This is a genomic window from Bacillus paralicheniformis, from assembly GCF_002993925.1.
Taxonomy (GTDB): Bacteria; Bacillota; Bacilli; order Bacillales; family Bacillaceae; genus Bacillus; species Bacillus paralicheniformis.
Window position 1 is genome coordinate 3,971,560 of sequence record NZ_CP023665.1, and the last position, 23,911, is coordinate 3,995,470.

23 protein-coding genes are annotated in these 23,911 nt (G+C 45.7%); 5 read left to right on the plus strand and 18 right to left on the minus strand.

The genetic code is table 11. The annotated features are described in order from the left end of the window. Positions 1-190: 190 nt before the first annotated feature. The 5 genes from spoIIR to CP943_RS20340 all read right to left on the minus strand — a co-directional run bounded on the left by spoIIR (position 191) and on the right by CP943_RS20340 (position 5,438). The gene (gene spoIIR / locus CP943_RS20320; RefSeq protein ID WP_020453271.1) at positions 191-850 is read right to left on the minus strand and encodes a stage II sporulation protein R; all 660 of its coding nucleotides are present in this window, start codon (positions 848-850) and stop codon (positions 191-193) included. Positions 851-970: 120 nt separating this feature from the next. After that, positions 971-2,155, minus strand: coding sequence for an MFS transporter (locus CP943_RS20325; protein ID WP_025810645.1), 1,185 nt, complete (start codon positions 2,153-2,155; stop codon positions 971-973). A gap of 74 nt (positions 2,156-2,229) precedes the next feature. Continuing rightward, positions 2,230-3,276: a Gfo/Idh/MocA family protein gene (locus CP943_RS20330; RefSeq protein ID WP_105981272.1), complete on the minus strand. Its 1,047-nt coding sequence runs from the start codon at positions 3,274-3,276 to the stop codon at positions 2,230-2,232. 13 nt (positions 3,277-3,289) lie between these two features. Beyond that, on the minus strand, positions 3,290-4,138 hold the full coding sequence (locus CP943_RS20335) for an HAD-IIB family hydrolase (protein WP_105981273.1): 849 nt from the start codon (positions 4,136-4,138) through the stop codon (positions 3,290-3,292). After that, on the minus strand, positions 4,125-5,438 hold the full coding sequence (locus CP943_RS20340; RefSeq protein WP_105981274.1) for a DegT/DnrJ/EryC1/StrS family aminotransferase: 1,314 nt from the start codon (positions 5,436-5,438) through the stop codon (positions 4,125-4,127). The genes CP943_RS20335 and CP943_RS20340 overlap by 14 nt, the downstream gene beginning before the upstream one ends. Before the next feature lie 106 nt (positions 5,439-5,544). On the opposite strand from CP943_RS20340, the gene CP943_RS20345 reads away from it, so the two are divergent. After that, positions 5,545-6,534, plus strand: a complete 990-nt coding sequence (locus tag CP943_RS20345) for a LacI family DNA-binding transcriptional regulator (RefSeq protein ID WP_105981275.1) — start codon at positions 5,545-5,547, stop codon at positions 6,532-6,534. 605 nt (positions 6,535-7,139) lie between these two features. Then, positions 7,140-7,268 (plus strand): hypothetical protein, encoded by a 129-nt coding sequence (locus CP943_RS23070; protein WP_373367299.1) that lies wholly within the window; start codon positions 7,140-7,142, stop codon positions 7,266-7,268. A gap of 33 nt (positions 7,269-7,301) precedes the next feature. On the opposite strand, the gene prmC is transcribed toward CP943_RS23070, so the two are convergent. Further along, on the minus strand, positions 7,302-8,168 hold the full coding sequence (gene prmC, locus CP943_RS20355; RefSeq protein WP_103749413.1) for a peptide chain release factor N(5)-glutamine methyltransferase: 867 nt from the start codon (positions 8,166-8,168) through the stop codon (positions 7,302-7,304). 1 nt (position 8,169) lies between these two features. Then, positions 8,170-9,240, minus strand: coding sequence for a peptide chain release factor 1 (gene prfA, locus CP943_RS20360; RefSeq protein WP_105981276.1), 1,071 nt, complete (start codon positions 9,238-9,240; stop codon positions 8,170-8,172). Between the two features lie 135 nt (positions 9,241-9,375). Between prfA and gloA2 the strand changes: the two genes are divergently transcribed. Then, positions 9,376-9,759, plus strand: a complete 384-nt coding sequence (gene gloA2, locus CP943_RS20365) for an SMU1112c/YaeR family gloxylase I-like metalloprotein (RefSeq protein WP_105979542.1) — start codon at positions 9,376-9,378, stop codon at positions 9,757-9,759. A gap of 135 nt (positions 9,760-9,894) precedes the next feature. After that, positions 9,895-10,455 (plus strand): chromosome-anchoring protein RacA, encoded by a 561-nt coding sequence (gene racA / locus CP943_RS20370; RefSeq protein ID WP_020453281.1) that lies wholly within the window; start codon positions 9,895-9,897, stop codon positions 10,453-10,455. Positions 10,456-10,506: 51 nt separating this feature from the next. Here the strand turns inward: racA and CP943_RS20375 are convergent, their stop codons facing one another. The 10 genes from CP943_RS20375 to CP943_RS20420 form a co-directional block, all read right to left on the minus strand. Next, positions 10,507-11,463, minus strand: a complete 957-nt coding sequence (locus CP943_RS20375; protein WP_020453282.1) for an AEC family transporter — start codon at positions 11,461-11,463, stop codon at positions 10,507-10,509. 177 nt (positions 11,464-11,640) lie between these two features. Then, positions 11,641-13,344, minus strand: coding sequence for an oxaloacetate-decarboxylating malate dehydrogenase (malS, locus tag CP943_RS20380; protein ID WP_199792115.1), 1,704 nt, complete (start codon positions 13,342-13,344; stop codon positions 11,641-11,643). A 338-nt stretch (positions 13,345-13,682) separates the two neighbouring features. Continuing rightward, positions 13,683-14,267, minus strand: a complete 585-nt coding sequence (locus CP943_RS20385) for a thymidine kinase (protein WP_020453284.1) — start codon at positions 14,265-14,267, stop codon at positions 13,683-13,685. A gap of 78 nt (positions 14,268-14,345) precedes the next feature. Then, complete coding sequence (gene rpmE, locus CP943_RS20390) at positions 14,346-14,546, minus strand: 50S ribosomal protein L31 (protein WP_003186051.1); 201 nt, start codon at positions 14,544-14,546, stop codon at positions 14,346-14,348. A 127-nt stretch (positions 14,547-14,673) separates the two neighbouring features. Next, the gene (gene rho, locus CP943_RS20395) at positions 14,674-15,957 is read right to left on the minus strand and encodes a transcription termination factor Rho (protein WP_003186053.1); all 1,284 of its coding nucleotides are present in this window, start codon (positions 15,955-15,957) and stop codon (positions 14,674-14,676) included. A gap of 450 nt (positions 15,958-16,407) precedes the next feature. Then, complete coding sequence (gene glpX, locus CP943_RS20400; RefSeq protein WP_080131527.1) at positions 16,408-17,373, minus strand: class II fructose-bisphosphatase; 966 nt, start codon at positions 17,371-17,373, stop codon at positions 16,408-16,410. A gap of 66 nt (positions 17,374-17,439) precedes the next feature. Beyond that, entirely contained in the window at positions 17,440-18,729 is a 1,290-nt protein-coding gene (locus tag CP943_RS20405) for a UDP-N-acetylglucosamine 1-carboxyvinyltransferase (RefSeq protein WP_023857064.1), read from the minus strand. 257 nt (positions 18,730-18,986) lie between these two features. Further along, positions 18,987-19,622: a fructose-6-phosphate aldolase gene (gene fsa / locus CP943_RS20410; RefSeq protein ID WP_020453287.1), complete on the minus strand. Its 636-nt coding sequence runs from the start codon at positions 19,620-19,622 to the stop codon at positions 18,987-18,989. 229 nt (positions 19,623-19,851) lie between these two features. Continuing rightward, positions 19,852-20,709, minus strand: coding sequence for a class II fructose-bisphosphate aldolase (locus CP943_RS20415; protein ID WP_020453288.1), 858 nt, complete (start codon positions 20,707-20,709; stop codon positions 19,852-19,854). 202 nt (positions 20,710-20,911) lie between these two features. Beyond that, positions 20,912-21,289: a response regulator gene (locus CP943_RS20420; protein ID WP_094777382.1), complete on the minus strand. Its 378-nt coding sequence runs from the start codon at positions 21,287-21,289 to the stop codon at positions 20,912-20,914. Between the two features lie 173 nt (positions 21,290-21,462). Here CP943_RS20420 and CP943_RS20425 point away from each other — a divergent pair, with 173 nt between their 5' ends. Then, positions 21,463-21,993 carry a DUF2529 domain-containing protein gene (locus CP943_RS20425; RefSeq protein ID WP_023857063.1) on the plus strand — a complete coding sequence of 177 codons (531 nt, stop codon included), beginning with the start codon at positions 21,463-21,465 and terminating at the stop codon, positions 21,991-21,993. A gap of 136 nt (positions 21,994-22,129) precedes the next feature. Here CP943_RS20425 and CP943_RS20430 read toward each other — a convergent pair whose 3' ends face one another. Next, positions 22,130-23,737, minus strand: coding sequence for a CTP synthase (locus CP943_RS20430; RefSeq protein ID WP_020453291.1), 1,608 nt, complete (start codon positions 23,735-23,737; stop codon positions 22,130-22,132). Positions 23,738-23,911: the final 174 nt, after the last annotated feature.

Sequence of the window (23,911 nt, forward strand, 5' to 3'; positions counted from 1 at the left end):
TGATAAGACAGTTTCTCTTTCTACCGGGCAATGTAATTGACACATCAGAAAGGGGCAGAAGGTGTATATTCGAAAAGCAGTATTTTCCCTGAACCGTTTTGGAAAATTATATCATATTCAAAAGCGTGAATAACCATCATGAAAAAACAAACAGTAAAAAACCGCCCTGCACGAAAGCACGGCGGTTCCTTTAAGAAAAAAGCCCGGTAATCCATTCGACAAGAAAAAATTTCACTTCTTTGTCTTCTTTATCTTTGCCAGATACCGCTTCATCTGCAGCGACTGTTTTTTCTTCCCGGGCGTTTTCCCCGGCATCGGTTTGTTCGTCTTCAGGCGACTTTACGGCTTCCCCATTGGAAAAATCAAGAAAGCAAAGCGGCGGAAACAGGACACACCACCAGTTGGCTCCCTCTCCCTTGCCTAATGTAATTAAAACAGCCTCATATTCTCCGGCTGGATACACCATATTGCCGTATAGCTTTGTCGGAAATGAAACTCGATCAAAACGGACAGACACGGATTGCCGGACATTTTCGCGCTTCATAACATCCTTGGCAACCTCTTTGATTTCGGGCAGCTTCGACCTGATGACTTGTCTCGCTTCCTCAACCGAGGTCAGGTTTTCCACCCATTTCGTAATTTGTTTATTGACCTCATCCCTGATTTTACGTTTGACGCTTTGGTCGCTCCCGCTGTCGCTGTTTGCCAAAATCCGCAGCCGAATCGCTTCATCTGGAATCACGGCAGGCTTCCCGTCTGATGATTGGGCCGTCTCTTCCGTCGTGAGATTTGCAAGCGCTCCTATTAATAAAAGAAAAATATACATACAGGCAATGTTTGATTTCTTCATTTTCCCCACCGTTCCTCTCCGTTCTTCAACCTTTTCTAGCAATATTATGGTCAAAGATGGAACGGTTTAAACGGATGCTGAAAAAAATTCTACTAAGCTTGTAATCTCTTCCTAAAAGGTCTACATATCCAAATGGCTCTGCTTGTTTTTTTGCAGGCCGGATAAAAAAATCACCGCGCTGATCACGAGCAGCAAGCCCCCCAATCCGCCGAACAGCAGAAACGGGAAGACAGCCGCTGCGCTTGCATCAATCGCCCAGCCGATCAAAAATGAAAGAAGCGCTCCTCCCAGACTTGCGGATGAAATGAAGAGACTGGTGATTTCCTCTGTAAAAGGCTTTCCAGCCAACGAGGCCAGAGTGACGGCGCACGGAAAAATACCGGCTGCCGAGAGCCCGATGAAAAATACGAGGAGCAGCTGTGTTTGATGAAGCGGAAACCATACCAGAATCAAAAGCAAAACAGTCAAGGCTCCGGCACTGAAGATCAGAAAGGCAACGGAAGTCAAGCGTCCGCCAAAAATACTTGTCAACAAACGCCCGCACACCATTCCCGTCCAAAAAAACGAAACGCTGATCACGCTGATTTCTTCTGCTCCTTTTTCCAGCATCAGCGCCGGCAAAAAGTTTGCGAAATTGGTCTCGATACCCGCATATACAAAAGCGAATATGAGAAAGAGGAAAATGCTTTTTTCTTTCCTTCCGGTTTCAAATATGGCTGACACAGTCGGTTTTTCCTGATAAGTCATTTGACCGGAAGCAGTGTCAGGGGTTTTTCTGCACAAATAAACCACCCACATACACGCAAGCACAAAAACGAAGATAAATAAAGCATACAAGGGGAAATGCCAGGCATATCGTTCCGTAAGGATATAAATAAGAAAAGGAAACAGCAAAGCGCCCAATCCGAAAAAAACCTCTAAAATATTCATCCCCTTCGCATTTTTATCTTGGGCAATCACATACGCTCCCATCGTCGTTTCTAAAGTACCGGCGCCAAAGCCGAGCAAAAACCCCATGATGACAAAAAAGATGAACATATCAAAAAGGAACACGCCTAAAAGCGTTACGAGAATAAGAAGAAGGCCAAACGTCAATACAGCCGCATGAGAGGTGCGCCTGACAAATATCGGCGCAAGCAGGACACCGATTAGAAAACCGGTGAATTGGAAAAAGATCAGGAAGGATAGATCATGAACATCCCGGTGATATTCTTGAATGATATAAGGTGACAGGCTCCCCAGCAGGATATGGATAACCCCTACGAGAAAATAAAACGAACAGCCGAATAGAAATATTTTTTTCATTAGACTCACTCCTTCGTTGCAGACCATAAAACCCTTGCGGCTATTGGCACGGCCGGCAAGGGTTTTTCGCAATGCTAGTTTGCTTGTTTTGAAAGGGACAGCTGCTGACCTTTATTGAAAAATTCATTTAAGTAGAACTGCGTCTTGTATCCATCATCAAAAGTGGCAAGAGGTGCGAAATTGCGATCCCGAATTCCGTTCATCCATTGAATCAGCTGAACTCTGAAGGAATCGGCCCATCCGTAAAATTCATTTTCAGGGTCTGTCAGCCACGTGTCCGGCATTGTTATCATCTGCTCCGTCAATCCGGTCCTCAGCAAAAACTGATTTTTCTGCCGTGAATGATAGTAGAATACGCCGTTTTGGCCATTGACCTCGATGCTAAAGCCGCACTCATCCGCTTTTGTGCATTTTGACGTAATCATATTGACAAACACATGATTTTCAAGCTGGCCGTATACTTCAGAATGATCATCAACATATACCTGTTTTTGTTCTTTTTCTTTGACGACCGTCATCATTTTGACTTTTAAACTGTCCAGTTTAAACGGGCTGTCGAACAAATAAAGAATGAGATCGATTAAATGCACACCCAAATCTCCTAATGCCCCGCTCGTTTTATTGCTTTTCGAATGATCGCGCCAAGTATATTTTTTTCTTCTCAAGGCGCTGTTTTTCTTAAAATGGACATTGATGGACAAGATATCTCCAAGTTCATTGCCGGATAGCATATCTTTTAGGCGCTGAACAAATGTGAGATGGCGGTAATTGAAGCCCATGATCGGAATATAAGCAGATTGAGACGCCCTGTTTTTCATCTCCTCCGCTTCCTCCATTGAGACAGCCATCGGTTTTTCACACAATACATACTTACCTGCGGCCATCGCTTCAAGCACATGTTCTTTATGGCAAAAGTTCGGCGATGAAACGATGACTGCCGTCGACTGATTCAACAGCTCCTGCATACTGTTAAATGTGGTTCCTCCATATTCAAACGCACATTTGCGCGAGGCAAGCGAGTTGATATCAAAAAACCCGGAAAGCTCGGCACCTTTGACTGTTGAAAGAGCTTTCGCATGAGCTTTTGCAATTCCTCCGGCTCCAATAATTCCGATTTTCATCTAAGGACACTCCTTATCTTTTGATATGGGCTTTTAGCACTTCTAAAATTCCAGCCGTATAGCTGCCTTCTGTCATACGGGAATGGAGCGACTTTGCTTCTGCTGTTGCATTCCCCACCAAATAACCATGTCCGGTTTTTTTAAGCATATCCACATCGTTTCCGCTGTCGCCGAAAGCAAATGAATTCTCCCTCTCTATCGCGAATTTATCCAATATAAAATCCACAATGTACGGTTTGCCTGTCCGCAAAGGGATAAAGTCCACATCATAGCTGTTTTCCGGATCGCCTGCCAAAGGGTTGCAGCGATTGATATTTACTCCTATTTCATGCTCGCTTGCAAGCCGTCTGATGGCTTCAAGCGCCCTCTTATCTGTGTTCTCATCCGACGATCTATAGTAATAGTTGATTTTATAGCGGGAAAAACCATGCTGAGTCTGAGGCACAAGCTCAATCTCATATTTTTTAGAGAGAGTCTGCTTGATTTCTTCGACCAGATCATGGGAGAAATTCGATTCTTGCAATCGGGCTTCCCAATCTTTATCGGAGACTTGGCCTTCTTCAGAGAAATACGTGATCTCAGTGCCAAGGTCACTGGCGACAAAATGCGGAAGATATCGAAAGCCTCCCCGCTTCATTTTTGCAAGAACGGATGACAGGCTGCTCCCGGTCACCCAGCCGAGCAAAATCTTGTGATCGAGATGGTTCGAATGAATAAATGTTTCAAGGTCCATGAGCGCTTTCCTCGATTCATCGGTGATGCTGTGGGCGAAATATGTCTCATCAAAATCGCAAAATACGGCGTACTTCGGCTTGTTTACTTGCTGCAAAGTGTGAAAAGAAAGTGTTTCATGATACGACATCAATTAAGGCCTCCATTACTTTGTCTTGTTCTTCTACGGTGAGTCCCGGATAGAGAGGAAGCTGAAGCATTTGTTTATGCACTGATTCAGTGACCGGCAGCGATGTATGCTGATAATCGGCTTTTACAAGTGGTGTGTTTTGATGATGGGATAAAATCGGGTAGTATATATCTGTTTGGACATTATGAAATTTAAGCATCATATCTTTGACTTGGTCTCGATTTCCGCTTATCATTTTAATTGTAAACAAATGCCATACATGATCATCGGTCATTTGAGGCAATTGGATCAGACCTCTGTCTTCATACTGCTGCAAATGCGTAATATAACGATCTGCTAAATATAAGCGCTTCAGATTATTTAATGAAAGATGTTTCATCCTTGCCAGTCCAATAGCGGCTTGCAGATTATCAATCTTAGCGTTAAAGCCGTAATCAGCAGCCTTTTTATTTTTTTGATTCAGTTCAAAGCCGTGGTACATATATTCCATGCATGCGGATGCAAATGATGGATCATCCGTCACAATTGCGCCTGCTTTTCCGCAAGTGCCGAGATTTTTATACGGATTAAAGCTTAATATGGAGCAAAGGCTGTTTTTTCCCAGATCGGAAACGCCGATCGACTGGCAGGCGTCTTCAATAATCGGGATGCCGTATTTATCAGCGATTTTTGCAATGCCTTCCATGTCTGGCAGCTTTCCATAAAGGTGTACAGGCAAAATGCATTTCGTTTTCAAAGTGATGCATGCTTCAAGTTCAGAAGGATCCATGCAAAATGTAACAGGGTCAATATCGCAGAAAACCGGAGTGCCTCCAGCTGCAAGCACGGCGTTTTCCGTTGCAGCAAAGCTGTTTGCAGGCATAATGACTTCATCACCTTGTCCAATACCCGCAGCTTTCAGTGCGACAATCATGGCATCGGTTCCGCTGGAGGAAGCCATGACATGATTTTTTCTCAAAAGAGCGGCTATTTCAGCTTCAAATACACCGACATAAGAACCGCTTGTAAATTGCCCGGTCGGCAGCACGCCTTTCACCGCATGAATCACGTCATCTACTTCTTCTTCTGTGATCAGTCGATGAAGCGGCATAAAATCAACTCTGGAGGGCGGAGAATCCATTCTGTTCAGCAAATTTGCGGTCAAGTCGAATTGGTCCTGCTGCAATGTCTCTTTTAATTTTTGATTGGCCAGTGTGTCGTCTATACGGCATTCACCAGCGTGCTTCCCTTCCTTCAAATCATTCAGAAGGACAAATAGCTGTTTGCTTGTGCAAGTCATGTTTTCGCTTGCGGTTTTCATCAATTTCACCCCATTTTTATTATTTTGGGAAATTGTCATATTTCATGACATATCTTAAATGATGGAATCGATACCATAACAACTCTTTTTTTCAGGAAGTGACTTTATGCCTACGATTGACGAAATTGCAAAATTAAGTAATGTGTCAAAAACAACTGTTTCAAGAGTACTGAACGACCATCCTTATGTATCTGAAGAAAAAAGGAAGCGTGTTTTGGAAGTCATCGAAAAATTGGACTACATTCCGAACACCTCTGCACGAAAGCTCAGATCCAACAAAACAATGTTTCTCGCAGTGTCTGTCCCTCACGCGGACCATCCATTCTTCGCGCAGCTCATGAAGCATGTGTCCGCTGAAGCGCTGAAACACCAATACAAAGTCATTGTGTTTCAGACGTTTTATCAAAAGCAGAATGAACTGAAAGTACTGGAGCTGCTCAAGAGGAAAGAAGTCGACGGGCTTATGTTATGCAGCCTTGAAAATGAGTGGGAAGACATCAAAAAATACGTCAAATACGGTCCTGTGGTCTTGGCAAATGAATTCCACGCCGAAGCGGACGTGCCGGTGATCTGCTATGACGAATTCGAAGCCGGATATAAAGGAACGGAGCTTTTTATTCAAAAAGGGCATCATTTAATGGCCTTTTGCTGTGACACGATACACAGCAAGGCCCAGATTATGAGAAAAGAAGGGTTTATGAGAGCATTGTCTGATGCGGGTTTACATTTCCAGGAGAAGTGGATGTTCAGCCACGCATTTACCATTCATGACGGCTTCCGTATTATGGACCAGATCCACAACATGTCTGAAAAGCCGACCGCCATTTTTACGGGAAACGACCAAGTGGCCGCAGGAATTATTAAAAGGGCCCGCTATTATCAATATGAAGTGCCAAAGCAGCTTGCAGTGCTTGGATATGATAATCAATCGATCTGTGAGGTGACCGATCCGGAAATCACGACAATCGATATACCTGTTGAAGAGCTGGCTCAAAAAGCCGTATGTGCAATGGTAAACCACCTAAATGGGGAAAGCGGATTACAGAGGGATGTCGTAACTCTGTCTCCTACATTAAAAATCAGACAATCTGTTTAGGGTATATATTAATCTTGAACTATTTTTTATTTTATTCAGATAAAATTTTTGTTAAAAAATGGTGAAGAAGACCTTCTGAACGGTCATGGCTGCGGTTGCTGTTTTTTAACAAAAAAGACCGCCGGGAATTTGAACTGCCCCTCTTTTGTTAGACACACTTCACAATTGGAGGTGCAGTTTTTAAAATTTACAGTTGAGGAAATTCGCACAGTGTCTTTCATGGGTGGATTCGCAATACCGATATCATGGAGAAGACGCGTCTAAAAAGCCTATACAAGCTATTCTGCCGAAGATAAACCAAAAGGTACTTCACTCGAAAATGGGACATCTATCCGTGAAACAGCTTGAAACCGGAGGAATAGGTACCCTAAAAAGCGGCGTTTACCTATGAAGAAGGATCAGACGAAGGGACCCAAGCGGAAATTGAACGCCTGCGGATGGAGAATGCCTGCTTAAAAAAGTTGAAAGCCTTAGTTCAAAACAACGAAACATCACACAAAGCATGTCCCGTAAAGGCAACTGTCACGACAATGCGGTGGCGGAAAGCTTCTTTTAGCATTTTAAAATCAGAATTCATTTATTTTAAAGAATTTGGAGCGTCGAACATTTCAAAAAAGGACCCGCATAGTATATTGATTCTCTACAATCACAAACGGATCAAGATCAAATTAAAAGGCATGAAACCTGGTACTATACCGGAATCATGCCAGTCAAACTGCTTCATGAGATTTTAACTTTTTAGGGTCGCATCATTTCCGGCGGTTTCCTTAACGATGTTGCTCAATTACCGCGCAGACGATGCGGTCTTTTCCATTAAGATCCTTTTTCACCCGTACGTCAGCATCAGGAAAGAACCGGTGAAACAAGTCTTTGACGGCATTCCCCTGAGTCCAGCCGATTTCAAACACCACCAGTGCCTGATCTGCGATGACAAATGGAATTTCTTTCATGAAACGCTTATAAAACTGCAATCCGTCAGCACCGTCCGTCAAAGCCCCGGCGGGTTCATGAAGACGTACGACATCTGACAGCGTCTTCATGTCTTCCTCAGATATATAAGGTGGATTTGAAACGATGACATCAGCTTTCTTCTGTCGCTTGATAAGCGGCTCAAGCAAATCGCCGCCGATGAAATCCACTTTCGCCCCAAGCCGGTCAGCGTTGTGTCTTGCCGTGCTTAAAGCTTGTTCCGAAATATCCGTCGCCGTGACGGAAAAACGCGGGCTCTCAAGCGCAAGAGTCACCGCAATCGCCCCGCTTCCTGTACCGATATCGACGGCTTTAAGGCGATCTGTTCCGTGAAAAACTCTTTCCGCTTCAGAAAGAACAGCTTCAACGACTTCCTCTGTTTCAGGACGCGGAATCAAAACGTGTTCATTTACGGAAAATTCCCGTCCGTAAAAGGATTCTTTTCCGGTGATATATTGAACAGGCACTCCTTGATGATGAAGCTCGACAGATTTTTTAAACCGCGAAAAATCAGACTCTGATATGACATCATGGAAGCTTGCCAACAGTTTGCTGCGGTCGATGTTCAGCTGATCTGTCAGCAAAATTTCCGCGGCATTCCGGTCTCTTCCCGCTTCGGCCAAATAAGAAGAAGCCCATTTAAGGGCTTCAAATACCGTCTTCATCTCAGCTTTCCGCCTCTTGCAGCTTGCTTGCCTGGTCTTCTACGATCAGCGCGTCGATGACTTCGTCAAGCTTGCCTTCAAGGATCTGGTCGAGCTTTTGGATCGTCAAGCCGATCCGGTGATCAGTGACGCGGTTTTGCGGAAAGTTATACGTGCGGATGCGCTCTGAACGGTCCCCTGTTCCGACTGCGGATTTTCGGTTTTGATCATATTCAGCCTGAGCTTCCTGCTGAAATTTATCGTAAATTCGCGCGCGCAGAACTTTCATCGCTTTTTCTTTGTTTTTGATCTGAGATTTCTCATCTTGGCAAGACACGACAACACCTGTCGGAAGGTGGGTCAGACGGACGGCTGACATCGTCGTATTGACGCTTTGCCCTCCCGGACCGCTCGACGCGAAGGTGTCGACACGGATGTCTTTTTCATGAATATCCACTTCTACCTCTTCAGCCTCAGGAAGACAGGCTACCGTTGCCGTGGATGTATGGATACGCCCGCCGGATTCGGTCTCTGGAACGCGCTGTACGCGGTGTGCGCCGTTCTCATACTTCAGCCTTGAGTATGCGCCGTTCCCATTGATCATAAAAATGATCTCTTTATATCCGCCTGTGCCTGTCATATTCGCTTCCATCACTTCTGTTTTCCAGCCTTGGAGCTCTGCGTAGCGGCTGTACATGCGGTACAGGTTGCCGGCAAACAAAGCAGCCTCTTCTCCGCCCGCTGCGCCGCGGATTTCCATGATAACGTTTTTGTCATCGTTCGGATCTTTCGGGATCAGCAATACCTTCAGCTGGTCTGTGAGCGACTCGATTTCTTCCTGCAGTTCGGAAATTTCCTCTTTAACCATCTCGCGCATATCGGAGTCCAGCTTTTCCTCAAGCATCGCTTTGGCATCGCTCAGCTGTTCCGACGCGCTCCGATAACGTCTGTATACTTCAACTGTTTCCTGTAAATCAGATTGTTCTTTCGAATATTCTCTAAGCTTCTTCGGATCGTTGACAACTTCCGGATCGCTTAATAGTTCATTTAATTTTTTGTACCGGTCCTCTATCGATTTTAAACGGTCTAACACGCTATTCACCTCTGTTTGCTGTGCGTAACATTCTAATTATAGTACAGGGACTCCTCCCCGTCAAAACAACTTCGCCGTTATCGGCAGCTGCCGCGTCTTTTTGCTATACTTTTAAGAAAAAAGGAGCTTAACTCAATGCTGGAATCGATTCATCACATCGCCATCATATGCTCGGATTATGAAGCATCCAAAACATTCTATGTCGACAAGCTCGGACTTGAGATTCTGAGCGAAACGTACAGAAAGGACCGGGATTCATATAAACTGGATCTCTCATTAAACGGCCGCTATGTCATCGAGCTGTTTTCTTTTCCAGATCCGCCCGAGCGCCTTACCAGACCAGAAGCTGCCGGGCTCCGCCATTTGGCTTTCACAGTGGCCGATCTTGATCAGACCGTCAAGGAGCTCAAGCAAAAAGGCATCATTGCCGAACCGGTTCGCACCGATCCCGGAACAGGCAAGCGCTATACGTTCTTCTCCGATCCGGACGGCCTGCCTTTAGAGCTTTACGAGGAATAGCAACGCCTTCGCCATCTGTGGAAAAACCGCTTTCTTTGCCGAATCCCTTCTTCTTTTGTCTAACAGGAAGGAAGCTTTTCATTCAGATCGAATACCCTTTTTAATGAACAATTACAGGTTAAAAGGAGGTATCATATGAATACTGCTGATGCGGCAAATGAACTCGGGGTATCAACCAAAACGGTGCAGCGCTGGGTCAAGCAGCTGCAACTGCCCGCTTCCCGAAATGAGCTTGGCCACTACTTTTTCACGAAAGACGATATCGCCATTTTAAAAGAAGTAAAAGAGCAGTTAAAAAACGGTACGCCTATGCAGGATGTCACAGTCAAACGCCCGAAAAAAACCTTCCTCATCAAAAAAAACGAAATGGTTCAAACGGAAGAGCCGGCACCCCAGTTGAATGAGCGGCTCGAAGAAAGGCTGCAGCGTTTTTTAGAGCACGAACAGCTTGAACGCGAGCTGCTCCAAAAGAAAATCGCCGAGCTGGAAAGAAAGCTTGAACAAAAAGCGGACGATGTCGTCTCCTATCAGCTTCTGCAGCAAAGGCGCGAACTGGAAGAAGAACGGCAGCAGATCAAACATCTCGAACAGAAAATCAGTGAATTGGAAAGCATGAACCGCCACGAAAAAGATACAGCCGGCAGAAGAGAAGAAAAAAAACCGAAAAGCAAATTGAAATCGATCTTCTCTTTTTAAAGCGCAAAAAAGCTTGCAAGGCCATAAAACGGCTTCTTGCAAGCTTTTTCATTATGCTGTAATGGCAATCAATATCGGCAGTGAAATAATTGACAGCACCGCACTGATCACAAACGCGGATGCCGTTTCTGCTTCCTGGCTTTCAAAGTTTGTAGCAATCATAGCCGCCACGGCAGATCCAGGGAATGCCACAAGCAGAACCGCTTTTGTCATGTCGGCGGAAGAAAGGCCCACGACCATCGCGATCACAAACATTAAAGCAGGTTGAGCAGCGACTTTTAATAAAGCGATGCTCAAAGCAGGCATGCTGAATTTGATTTTACGGATTCCGACAGTCACCCCGACTGCGAAAAGAGCGATACCTGAAGTCGTATTTCCGAGCATATCAAGCATTTTCTGCGGCAATTCAGGAATTTGCAGACCGAATAATACAAGAATGATACTTGCAAGCGGTGCAAAAGCGAGCGGTTCAGACAAACCGTGTAAAATTGATTTTCCTGTCACCTTCCAAATGCTGTCTGTCGTTTCCGCTTGTTTTTTAGAAGAACGGCCGACAGTTCCGACGATGATCGCAAGAGGATCAAGCATCGCATTCACGACAATTCCCGTAATCGCGATCGGAATCGCAACTTCCTGCATGCCGAACAGGCTGCCCAATACCGGAATTCCCATAAAGGCGAATGTCGGCTGAGCTGAGTTTAATGAGAACATTGAAGCATCTGTTAAATCGTACTTAAATAAAAATCGTAAAAGAAGCAAAATAATTACGTAAAATCCAACGATACCGATGACCAGTGAAATCATCAGCGGAATCTGGCTGTAAAACTTATCTTTTGGCGTTGACAAAATGCTTGAAACAAAGTGGGCCGGAAGCGCGTATTTCGTAACGAGCGTACTTACCCCTTTTGCAGATTTAGCATCATAGCTTCCAAAGTGACCCGCGAACCATCCCAGCGCAATAACAAAAAATATTGGCGCAAGGAGGATTAAAATATTTAAAAAGTCCAAGACTGTTTCCTCCTCTATGTTGTCCCTTTCAGGGACGAATTAACGGCGGCTGATAAACGCAGTCGCCCTGTTACACAGCCGTCGATCCCATTTTTCATCTTTGATTGGTGCAGCCCGGTGACAAAATATCCGGACCCGGGCTGCTGTTTCTTTTTATCGTTTCCTCAGTATTGAATATTAGTCGCGTTTTGCAACAATTGTTTGATATTCCGGACGCCACATGGCTTCGCGAACCGCCTTTTCGACATCTTCAGGCTGAACTTGGGCCACGCCGTCTTTAATGGCAGCTTTCACAACATCAATTGCCACTTGAACGGATACGTCTTGCAGGTCGTCAATTTTCGGCAGCAGGCCTGCACCCGGTTTTTCATGGTCAACCATGTTCGCGACCGCGTTTGCAGATGCTGCAAACATGCCGTTTGTGATGACTTTCGCCTTCGAAACGATTGTTCCCAGGCCTAATCCAGGGAATACGAAAGCATTATTGGATTGTCCGATTTCGTGTTTCACGCCATTGTACTCAACAGCTTCAAACGGGCTTCCCGTCGCCACAAGCGCTTTTCCGTCCGTCCATTTGAACAAGTCTTCAGGAACAGCTTCAGCCAAATGTGTCGGATTGGACATCGGCAGAATCACCGGACGTTCAGTATGAGCCGCCATCTCTTTGATAATTTCTTCAGTGAAGGCGCCGGCAACACCTGATGTACCAATCAGAATGGTAGGCTTCACTTGACGGATGACTTCCTCAAAGGAAATCTCTCCCTTTTCATTGCGTTTCCATTCTCTCACTTCTTCGGTATCGCGCAAATACGGTTCTTGGAAATCCAAAATTTGATCCATGCCTGTCGTTAATAATCCTCTGTAGTCGACTGTCCAGAATGCGCGGCTGGCTTCTTCTTCTGAAAGCCCTTCAAGCACCATGGTGTCACGGATTTGGTCAGCAATTCCGATACCCGCAGAACCAGGTCCGAAGATGACGACGCGGTGGTCTTTCAAAGACGTGCCGGTCTTTTTAACAGCTGCTAAAATCGCTGCCAGCGTGATAGCCCCTGTTCCTTGGATATCATCGTTAAATGTTGAAATTTTATGGTTATATTTACTCATAATATTGCGAGCGTTTTTATTTCCGAAATCTTCCCAGTGCAGAAGCGCATTAGGGAAAAACTTCAATGCTGTTTCGACATAAGCGTCGATAAATTGTTCGTAACGCTCACCTTCTACACGCGGATGACGGTTTCCGATATAAAGCGGATCGTTTAGCAGTTTTTCATTATTCGTTCCGACATCCAGTACGACTGGGATGACGCGGCTCGGATCGATTCCTGCTGCCGCCGTATATACTGCAAGCTTACCAATTGCAATGTTGATGCCTCCGACGCCCCAGTCGCCGATGCCCAAGATGCTTTCGGAATCGGTCGCAACGATCAAATCGATGTCATCAGCAGACGCCTGCAGGTTTTTAAACGCCGTTTCGATTCCGTCTATATCATCGATTGACAAGTAAACACCGTGCGGTCTGCGGTATTCGTGGCTGTATTCCTGAATCGCTTCACCGACAGTTGGCGTATAGACAACCGGAAGCATTTCACGCAAATGGTTTTGCAATAATTTATAGAAAAGCACTTCGTTTCTGTTTTGCAGATCGTTCAAATATACATTTTGACGAAGTCTGTCAGGTTGACGGGAAAATTGTTCATAAGCCCGTTCCGCCTGCTGATCAAGGCTGAGAACAGTCGGCGGCAGAAGCCCTTCAAGACCAAGGTTCTTTCTTTCTTCAAGCGAAAATGCAACACCTTTATTAAGCGCCGGAATGGAAAGAACGTCTTTTCCCCGCAAAGAAGTCTCCAAATATCCTTCCTTCGTTCTTCTCATGTTGTTCACACTAATTACCTTCTTTCTTAAAATATTAATGAAGTGAAATAAATACGGTAAACAATATAGAACATTTGCCTTTTTTACACATGTAGATTGTCAAATATGTAACGCGCGTTTTTGACAAAAAACTGAACATTTCTTAAAACCTATTTACTTTTTACTGACTACAGTAAGTCATTTTATGCCTGACTTTGTCAAAATTCAAGCGATGAAAATTAGTTAATTTTTTCGTATTCTTAATTAAGTTTTTTAATTACATTAATTCCTATAAAAAGGATTCAATAAAAAAAACACTTGTTTTTACCAAGTGTTTTTTGCGTGAAAATCTATGTGTTTGTCCGATTTCATTTTGGCTTTCCAGGCACTTCATGATGGTGGCGACAGCGTGCTTCATATGCTTCGGAAGCCCCCACCAAAATGACCGGATCGTCATAAGAAGCAGGTTTTCCATTGATCAGCCTCTGCGTACGGCTGGCCGGAGATCCGCAGACAGAGCACACCGCTTGCAGCTTCGTCACCGTTTCCGCTAAAGCCATAAGATCTGGCACGACACCGAAAGGCTCGCCCCGGAAGTCCAAATCAAGACCTGCTGCAATCACACGGTAGCCCTGATCAGCCAGAGAAGTTAACGTGCCGACAATCGATTCGTCAAAAAACTGGACTTCATCGACGCCGATGACATCCGTTTCTTTGCTTATGTATTGAAAAATTTCTTCCGGAGATGCGATGGCATGGCAAACAATGGATGTCCCATTATGCGAAACAACCGATTCACTGCTGTAGCGATTATCAATGGCTGGTTTAAACACTTTGACTTCCTGTCTCGCAAACGTTGCCCTTTTGATCCGGCGGATAAGCTCCTCTGACTTGCCCGAAAACATGCTTCCGCATATGAGCTCAAGCCATCCGCTTTGCTTCATGATGTACATCCGACTAACTCCTCTCCAGCGATTATTGCAAGTAAAAAAACAGGCAAGAAAAATCCTGCCTGTTTATCATATCTATTATTACTTAAGACCGTATTTTTTGTTAAAGCGATCAACACGACCATCAGCAGAAGCGAATTTTTGGCGGCCAGTGTAGAACGGATGGCATTCAGAACAAATCTCAACGCGTACCTCTTCTTTTACTGAACCTGTTTCAAATTCGTTTCCACAAGCGCATTTGACTGTTGCTTTTTTGAACTCAGGATGAATTCCTGCTTTCATATCTGTCATCTCCTTCCGCCCTGAATCCAATTCGGAAACAGAGTTATTATTCCGGGACAAAACCTCCGGAACGCACATGATGAAATTATAACAGCGATTCGGACGTTTTGCAAACTAAAGTTTTAAATCAGCGCCTTGCCGCCGACATATTCGCTTGCTTCCATTCCTGGATCAGAATATCGAAAAACTCCTGATTCGTTTTCGTCTTTTTCATTTTTCTCATAAATTTCTCGACGAAATCAGGCGTGTCAGACATCGTTTTCCGGATGGACCACAGACGGTCAAGGTGCTCTTTCGGAACGAGAAGTTCTTCTTTACGCGTACCCGAACGGCGAATATCAATGGCAGGAAAGATTCTTCTTTCCGCAAGAGAACGGTCAAGATGAAGCTCCATGTTCCCTGTCCCTTTAAATTCTTCATAAATGACGTCATCCATCCGCGAGCCCGTGTCGACAAGCGCGGTCGCCAAGATCGTTAAGCTGCCGCCCTCTTCGATGTTGCGGGCTGCTCCAAAGAAACGCTTTGGACGGTGGAAAGCGCCGGGATCGATTCCCCCTGACAACGTTCGGCCGCTCGGTGGAATGACTAGGTTATAAGCGCGGGCAAGCCTTGTAATGCTGTCCATTAAAATGATGACGTCCTTTTTATGTTCGACAAGTCTCATCGCACGTTCCAATACGAGCTCGGCCACCTTGATGTGGTTTTCAGGCACTTCGTCAAACGTGGAGCTGACGACGTCTCCTGCAACCGAACGTTCGATATCGGTCACTTCCTCAGGCCTTTCATCGATAAGAAGCACGATCAGCTCCGCCTCCGGATGGTTGGTTGTGATACTGTTCGCGATCTCTTTCAAAAGCATGGTTTTACCTGCTTTAGGCGGAGCGACGATCAGACCGCGCTGTCCAAATCCGACCGGCGCCATCATGTCCATGATCCGTGTTGACAGGTGATTCGGTTTCGTTTCAAGCACCATCTGGCGGTCTGGATAAAGAGGCGTTAACGCTGGAAAGTGCACGCGCTCTTTTGCCGATTCAGGATCGTCGCCGTTAACCGCTTCAACATGCAGAAGGCCGTAATACCGTTCGTTTTCTTTTGGAGGACGGACCTTTCCGGACACTTTGTCACCGTTTCTCAAATCAAAACGGCGGATTTGCGAAGCGGAAATATAGATATCCTCTGAACTAGGGGAGTAATTGATCGGTCTGAGAAAGCCGAACCCTTCAGACTGGATGATTTCCAATACGCCTTCCATGAACAGCAGATCTTCCTGTTCGGCGTTCGCTTTCAGAATGGCAAAAATCAGTTCCTTTTTTGTCAGTTTGCTGTAATAAGAGACTTTATAATGCCTTGCAAGCTCATACAGCTCTTTTAATTTCATATTTTCCAAAGATGAAATGGATACATCTTTCACTAAGAACACCACTCTTTTCTAATCGAATAATTTACTTTGTCTCATCAAATTCATGAAAGACGCTTGATTATACTGCCGATTCGTTTACCGGCAACGCTTCTACCCATATATATCGACGTATTAAAAAGGATTATAAGTATGAGTCGAGAAAGAAGCGAGGACTTAACAAGAGAAGATAATCGCATATCTGATAGATGCGGCAGGATTTTGGCTCTCTAAGAACCAACATGTGCAGAAAATTTCGCAGCACTCTTTAGTTTTACCCCATTTGTCGTACATATTCAACTTCATTTACGATTTGACATGAAATTGATAGAGATGACCCTGTTTTGAAAATGCCTTGACATAAAGAAGAAAAGCCGTTAGCTATTGTATCAGAGTATGAACCTTGATTCAATTTGTGAAGTGAAATACAAGGGAAAAGCGGGTCGTCTATATCCCCGCTTTTTCTTATGGCCGGATGACCAGGTTAGGTTTTTTCTTGAGACTGTGTCTTCCGTCCACAAACCGCACCGTACCGGATTTCGCTCTCATGACTATACTGTGGGTCGTTCCAACAGATCCTTTGAATTGCACGCCTTTCAAGAGCTCTCCGTCTGTGACACCGGTTGCAGCAAAAATCGCGTCGTCTCCTTTGACGAGGTCTTCCATGCGGAGCACTTTGCCCGTATCAAGCCCCATCTTTTCACAGCGTCTCAGTTCTTCTTCGTTTTGAGGAAGAAGCTTTCCGTGAATTTCTCCTCCGAGAGCTTTGAGTGCGACAGCAGACAAGACGCCTTCCGGAGCTCCTCCTGAGCCGAATAAAATATCGACGCCTGTATGATCAAAAGCGGTGTTAATGGCACCGGCCACGTCCCCGTCGTTGATCAGCTTGATTCGGGCGCCCGCTTCGCGAAGCTCATGGATGATTTTCTCGTGCCGAGGACGGTTCAAAATCGTGGCTACGACATCTTCTACATCTTTATTTTTTGCTTTTGCCACAGCTTTTAAGTTATCAATCACAGGCGCTTCAATATCGATGCAGCCGACAGCTTCAGGACCTACAGCGATTTTATCCATATACATGTCAGGCGCATTCAGCAAGTTTCCGTGATCAGCCACAGCAATGACTGCGAGTGCGTTCCATCCGCCGCTTGCGACGATGTTCGTCCCTTCGAGAGGATCTACTGCTACGTCTACGCGAGGGCCGTAGCCGTTGCCGAGCTTTTCTCCAATATAAAGCATCGGCGCTTCGTCCATTTCCCCTTCTCCGATTACGACCGTTCCCTTCATAGGAATGGTGTCAAATACATCCCTCATGGCGCTTGTCGCAGCGTCGTCGGCCTCGTCCTTTTTACCTCTACCCATCCAGCGCGCTGACTTAAGCGCAGCCGCTTCTGTCACACGCACCAGTTCCATCGATAAGCTTCTTTCCATTCCTATCTAATCTCCCCTCACCCGTATGAAATCGTTTTATGTTTGATCTATCACAGCATTTGTCCATCAGGAATTTTGCAGCTGTTCAATTTCCTGGTCTGTCAATTTTTCGCGCCAGACAGTGGCCCCAAGCTTTGCCAGCTTTTCTTCAAGCTGGCTGTAGCCTCTGTCAAGGTGCTCCAAACCGGTGATTTCCGTGACTCCTTCCGCCATTAGACCCGCAACAACGAGACACGCTCCCGCCCGCAGATCGCTCGCTTTCACCTTGGCGCCCTGCAGAGGAACGGGACCGGTAATAATCGCCGATCTGCCTTCGACCTTCATCGACGCGCCCATGCGCCTCAGCTCGTCAATATGTTTGAAGCGGGCGGAATAAATGGTGTCAGTGACGACGCTCGTCCCGTTTGCCTTCGTTAAGAGCGATGTCATCGGCTGCTGCAGATCTGTCGGAAAACCGGGGTATACGAGCGTTTTTAAATCGACGGGTTTCAGCTCTTTCTGTCCGCCGACCATTAAAATCTGCTCGCTGCTTTCTTCGATTCGAACTCCCATTTCGCGGAGCTTGGCGATTAACGATTCCAAATGCGTCGGAATCACATTATCAATCAGCACTTCTTGTCCCATGGAAGCAGCTGCGATCATGAAAGTGCCGGCTTCGATCCGGTCCGGAATAATCGAGTGTCTGCACCCGTGAAGCGACTCAACGCCTTCGATGCGAATGACATCCGTACCGGCACCTTTTATTTTTGCTCCCATGCTCGTTAAAAGGGTCGCAACATCGATAATCTCAGGTTCTTTCGCAGCATTTTCAATTACGGTTCTGCCTTTGGCAAGCACGGCGGCAAGCATGATGTTGATCGTTGCTCCAACACTGACGACATCAAGATAAATGCGCGCGCCTTTTAATTCCTCCGCACGCAGATAGATCGCACCCTGTTCGTTCGTCACTTCGGCTCCGAGCGCCTCGAAACCTTTGATATGCTGATCAATCGGTCTCGGACCGAGGTGGCAGCCGCCTGGAAGGCCGATGACCGCTTTCTTAAAGCGTCCGAGCATCGCGCCCATTAAGTAATAAGAAGCCCGAAGCTGTTTCACTTTTCCATTCGGCAAAGGCATGCTGATCATCGGCGCAGGATCAACGACCATTTCTCCCTTTTCAAAGTGAACGTTTCCGCCGATCTCTCTCAGCAGATCGCGCAGCGTCAAAATGTCTGAAATATGGGGAAGGCCTTCAAGCGTAACCGTCGAATCAGCCAAAATCGTCGCGGGTATGAGAGCGACAGCGCTGTTTTTCGCTCCGCTTATATGTACTGTGCCATTGAGAGGATCGCCGCCGGCTATATTTAACTTTTCCATGATCGTCTCCTTCCTTAAAGAAGATAGCTAATGGAGCGCTTCATAATGAGATTTCCTTCAGACTCAAAATAAATGGTTCATTTCAAAATCTATCCAATTAAAAGAGAAAGAATACAACACATTTTAAATTTATCGGGAAGAAAAGTAGCGAAGCAGACTGCGGCAAGGTTCTCTTCTGCAAAACATTCATTTCTCTTTGTAAGACAAAATGGTGACAAACGGAGGGAGCCCCTCCACTTGCCACCCACATGAAGCAATTATTTATTCCAGTCAGCTAAAAACTGTTCAATCCCTTTATCAGTCAGCGGGTGCTTTGTAAGCTGATGAATGACTTTGAGAGGCATCGTACCGATATGCGCTCCCCTTAGCGCGGCTTCAGTCACATGCTGCGCATGGCGGATGGACGCGGCGATGATTTGCGTGTCCAAACCGTGCACATCGAAAATTTGTTTAATTTCACTGATCAAATCGAGGCCGTTGTGGCCGATATCGTCAAGGCGTCCCAGGAACGGGGAAACATACGTAGCTCCTGCTCTTGCGGCAAGAAGCGCCTGGTTTGCGCTGAAGATCAGCGTGACGTTCGTTTTAATCCCGAGATCGGTTAATGCTTTAACAGCTTTCAGGCCGTCAGACGTCATCGGAATTTTCACCGTAATATTCGGCGCGATTTTCGCAAGCTCTTTTCCTTCTTCAATCATCTCTTCAGCCTTCAGAGAAATAACCTCGGCGCTGACTGACCCAGAAACCACTTCGGTAATTTCACGCAGACGGTCATGAAACGAAATGTTTTCTTTTGCTACTAAACTAGGATTTGTCGTAACTCCTGCAAGCACGCCGAGAGCGTGTGCCTCTTTGATTTCGTCTAAATTTGCAGTATCAATAAAAAACAGCATATTGATAAAACCTCCTGTCATGAAAATGTCTGAACTGTGGAACATGTTTGCGCTTTCCGGATGATATGGATAAAACCGCCTGTCGCTATCAGGCGGCTTTTTTGACTGAACGGGAAGCAAAAGAGCCTCATGCCGTCAAAGGCATGTGTTAACAGCACTTCCCTAAAACATCAGAAAAACATCCTGTTCCCCCGGCTTTGCGGGAAAACAGATGCTTTTCCAATCGTCATTATGCTTTGTTTGAAGAACCAAATTCACGCATTTTGCCGATCACTGTTTCTTTGATAGCTTCGCGTGCAGGTCCGAGGTATTTGCGCGGATCATACTCTTCAGGCTTCGCAGCAAGCGTTTCGCGAACAGCTTTCGCAGAAGCGATTTGGTTTTCAGTGTTGACGTTGATTTTTGCCGTACCTAAAGAAATAGCTTTCTTGATGTCGGCAGTCGGAATGCCTGTACCGCCGTGAAGTACGAGCGGAAGACCAGTTGTGTTTCCGATTTCTTCCATTTCTTTGAATCCAAGGTTTGGTTCGCCTTTGTAAGGGCCGTGAACAGAACCTAATGCAGGTGCAAGGCAGTCGATTCCTGTGCGCTCAACAAGTTCTTGACACTCTTTAGGGTCCGCGTAGATGACGCCTTCAGCAATTACGTCGTCTTCCTGTCCGCCTACAGTTCCAAGCTCAGCTTCAACTGATACACCGTGGAAATGAGCAAGCTCAACAACTTTTGAAGTCGTCGCAACGTTCTCCTCGAAAGGATGGTGGGAAGCGTCGATCATAACGGAAGTGAATCCCGCATGAATCGCTTTTGCACAAGATTCAAAGCTTGAGCCGTGGTCTAAATGAATCGCAACAGGTACTGTTACGTTGTATTCTTCCATCAGCGCTTTAACCATTGCCACAACGGTTTTAAATCCGCCCATATAGCGTCCTGCACCTTCTGATACACCGAGGATAACAGGAGATTTCTCTTCTTCAGCGGCTTGTAAAATCGCTTGAGTGAACTCAAGGTTATTTAAGTTAAATTGTCCGACAGCATATCCGTTTTCTTTTGCTTTATTCAACATTTCCGTCATTGATACTAAAGGCATGTCGAAAGTCCTCCTTATGTAGCCTGATTTGCTTTTGCGAAAAAAGCCTCCACACCTACCTAGCATGACCAGAAAAATCCGCCATATGTAAAATGTTTTGGTTTTTTAAAAACGTTAGATAGCTTTTCTCTACTTATATAGAATAACAATTAATCAACAAATCGGCAACATTGTGACTGTGACAACATCAAAAACTTTTCAGCTATCCGTTGGACTTTATAGGCAGATAGGTTTTAACGGCATCGCGAATTTCGTCGATGTCAAAAGGCTTCGCAAAGTGCGTCAGGGCTCCGAGCTCCTTCGATTCCTGGATCATGTCGAGCTCTCCGTAGGCCGTCATAATGATGACCCGGATCCCCTCGTCAATGACCTTCATCCTTTTCAAAATTTCAATTCCGTCCATGCCGGGGATTTTCATATCGAGCAAAACGAGGTCGGGGCGCTGGTTTTTCACAATGTCAAGCGCTTGAATCCCGTTCGCAGCCTGGAAGGTTTTGTATCCTTCTTTATTGAAAACTTCATTCAGCAGAACCCGAATCCCGTACTGGTCGTCTACGATTAAAATCTTCTCATTCATGATTTACACCTCTATATTTATAATTTTCGCCAAAATTAAGCAGTAGTTTATCTATTCTGTTTTGTTTTTCTCTTTTCCTTTAATTAAAATATTTAAGTTTGCGACATATTTAGAGGATTTTTCCCATTATTCTCTTTTGTTATATAATGATAGTTAATAAAAAAGGAGGAGTCAGCTTGCTTAAAATTTTCACCACTCAATTGACGGGAATCTTCAACCGGATTCAAGAGGGCGAGGCCCAATCGATAGAGGACGGCGCCCGCTTGTTGGCTCAGGCGGTCATCAGTGATCATTCGGTTTATGTATACGGAAAAAATGAATTGGAAGGCATTTTGAAAGAAGCGATGTACAGTTCTGAACCGTTCCCCTCAGTCAAAGTGCTGCCGAAGAACGAAGAAAACTGGCCCGATTTTGAAATGACGGACAAAGTGCTGATGTTCTGCGCCGGTTCAGCGGATGACGAAGAGCTGAAAATGGCGGAAAAACTGTATGAAAGAGGAATCGGACTTGTTGTCGTCTCCCCTTCGGGAAAAGACGGCGCCCCGATCGCATCATTCGCCGATGTCCATATCGATTCAAAGCTGAGAATGCCGCTTCTTCCCGATGAAGACGGAACAAGGTTCGGATTTCCGTCCCTGATGGTCAGCCTCTACATTTATCATGCCCTATCCTTTACATTAAAGGAAATTCTTCAGGAATACCAATAAAACAGGGTTGCCTAAAGGAAATTAATGACGGTGGGGCCGGCCTTAATGAATATAGTACCAGTTCGGGCCGCCATTATCACCAGAAAAATCCAAAAAAGGCCTGCCGGCGTGATGTGCCGGCAGGCCTTTTTCTTTTTTACAGCTTTTCCGAAGTCTTCAGCGAAGCATGTACGAAGTCTCTGAACAGAGCCTGAGGTCTTGTCGGTCTTGACGTGAATTCAGGGTGGAACTGAGACGCGACAAACCATGGATGATCTTTAAGCTCGATAATCTCCACGAGACGGCCGTCAGGGCTTGTCCCGGAAAATACAAATCCGGCTTCTTCCATCTGCTGTCTGAATTCGTTGTTGAATTCATAGCGGTGGCGGTGGCGTTCATAGACCACTTCATTTTCATATGCCTGATACGCTTTCGACCCTTCTTGAAGCTTGCACGGATAAAGTCCGAGACGCAGTGTTCCGCCAAGGTCTTCAATGTCCTTTTGTTCAGGGAGAAGGTCGATAATCGGATACGGTGTGGAAGGATCGATTTCGGCTGAGTGCGCTCCTTCAAGACCGAGCACATTTCTTGCGTATTCAATCGATGCCACCTGCATTCCGAGGCAAATGCCGAAGAACGGAATCTTTTGTTCGCGGGCATATTTGACTGTCGTGATTTTCCCTTCAACACCGCGGTCTCCAAATCCGCCCGGCACAAGAATACCATCCGCATTCTGAACAAGATCGGCAACGTTGTCTTCCGTCACTTCTTCCGCATTGATCCATTTAACCTGAATGTCTGCGTCAAACGCATAACCCGCATGGCGAAGCGATTCCACAACTGAAATGTAGGCATCCGGGAGCTCGACGTATTTACCAACCAAAGCGATTGTCACCGTTTTGGACAGACTTTTCACCTTTTTGACAAGTTCTTTCCATTCTTCCATATCGGCTTCTCTGCAATCCAGCTTCAAGTGGCTGCAGACTAAGCTGTCCAGCCCTTGTTTTTGCAGGTCGAGAGGAATGGAGTAGAGCGTATCCGCATCGCCGGCCTCAATGACGGCTTTAGGATCGATGTCGCAGAACAGCGCGATTTTATCTTTCATGTCCTGAGAAATCGGCATTTCTGTTCTCACGACGATGACATTTGGCTGAATGCCGAGGCTGCGCAGTTCTTTTACGCTGTGCTGAGTCGGCTTTGTTTTCATTTCTCCCGCCGCTTTAAGATATGGAACTAGCGTACAGTGAATGTACATCACATTGTCGCGGCCGACATCGCTCTTGATCTGGCGGATCGCTTCAAGAAACGGCAGCGATTCGATATCACCGACGGTTCCGCCGATTTCGGTGATCACGACATCAGCGCCCGTTTCTTTTCCGGCGCGGAATACGCGGTCTTTAATTTCATTTGTGATATGAGGTATAACCTGTACGGTACCGCCTAAATAATCGCCTCTGCGCTCTTTTTTCAGCACCGTGGAATAGATTTTTCCTGTTGTCACGTTGCTGTATTTATTTAAATTGATGTCGATGAAGCGCTCATAGTGGCCGAGGTCAAGATCCGTTTCCGCACCGTCGTCGGTTACGAACACTTCACCGTGCTGATACGGGCTCATTGTCCCCGGGTCTACGTTGATATACGGGTCAAATTTTTGAATGGTGACATTCAAACCTCTGTTCTTCAGCAGGCGGCCGAGCGAAGACGCCGTAATTCCTTTTCCAAGCGAGGATACAACTCCTCCGGTTACAAAGATATATTTTGTCATTTCTGTACCCCTCTCTTCGATTAACGCTTATTCCTTAAAATGCTCTTTTTATGAAAAATCATTTAGATCTTTTCTAAATGATTTAAATGATAAGGAGGCGGAAAAACAAGAAAGCTCCCTTTCAATTTCTTGAAAGGGAGCTGATAGTCCGTATCACTCGAATCTCTTCGTTTT

Excerpts from the sequence above, each read along its gene's own strand:
- CP943_RS20430 (WP_020453291.1), bottom strand. The coding sequence starts at position 23,737 with ATGACAAAATATATCTTTGTAACCGGAGGAGTTGTATCCTCGCTTGGA.
- rpmE (WP_003186051.1), bottom strand. The coding sequence starts at position 14,546 with ATGAAAGCAGGAATTCATCCTGAGTTCAAAAAAGCAACAGTCAAATGC.
- CP943_RS20330 (WP_105981272.1), bottom strand. The coding sequence starts at position 3,276 with ATGAAAATCGGAATTATTGGAGCCGGAGGAATTGCAAAAGCTCATGCG.
- CP943_RS20415 (WP_020453288.1), bottom strand. The coding sequence starts at position 20,709 with ATGCCTTTAGTATCAATGACGGAAATGTTGAATAAAGCAAAAGAAAAC.
- CP943_RS20405 (WP_023857064.1), bottom strand. The coding sequence starts at position 18,729 with ATGGAAAAGTTAAATATAGCCGGCGGCGATCCTCTCAATGGCACAGTA.
- glpX (WP_080131527.1), bottom strand. The coding sequence starts at position 17,373 with ATGGAAAGAAGCTTATCGATGGAACTGGTGCGTGTGACAGAAGCGGCT.
- fsa (WP_020453287.1), bottom strand. The coding sequence starts at position 19,622 with ATGCTGTTTTTTATTGATACTGCAAATTTAGACGAAATCAAAGAGGCA.
- CP943_RS20335 (WP_105981273.1), bottom strand. The coding sequence starts at position 4,138 with ATGTCGTATCATGAAACACTTTCTTTTCACACTTTGCAGCAAGTAAAC.
- CP943_RS20345 (WP_105981275.1), top strand. The coding sequence starts at position 5,545 with ATGCCTACGATTGACGAAATTGCAAAATTAAGTAATGTGTCAAAAACA.
- racA (WP_020453281.1), top strand. The coding sequence starts at position 9,895 with ATGAATACTGCTGATGCGGCAAATGAACTCGGGGTATCAACCAAAACG.
- CP943_RS20340 (WP_105981274.1), bottom strand. The coding sequence starts at position 5,438 with ATGAAAACCGCAAGCGAAAACATGACTTGCACAAGCAAACAGCTATTT.
- spoIIR (WP_020453271.1), bottom strand. The coding sequence starts at position 850 with ATGAAGAAATCAAACATTGCCTGTATGTATATTTTTCTTTTATTAATA.
- CP943_RS20385 (WP_020453284.1), bottom strand. The coding sequence starts at position 14,267 with ATGTACATCATGAAGCAAAGCGGATGGCTTGAGCTCATATGCGGAAGC.
- gloA2 (WP_105979542.1), top strand. The coding sequence starts at position 9,376 with ATGCTGGAATCGATTCATCACATCGCCATCATATGCTCGGATTATGAA.
- CP943_RS20325 (WP_025810645.1), bottom strand. The coding sequence starts at position 2,155 with ATGAAAAAAATATTTCTATTCGGCTGTTCGTTTTATTTTCTCGTAGGG.
- prmC (WP_103749413.1), bottom strand. The coding sequence starts at position 8,168 with ATGAAGACGGTATTTGAAGCCCTTAAATGGGCTTCTTCTTATTTGGCC.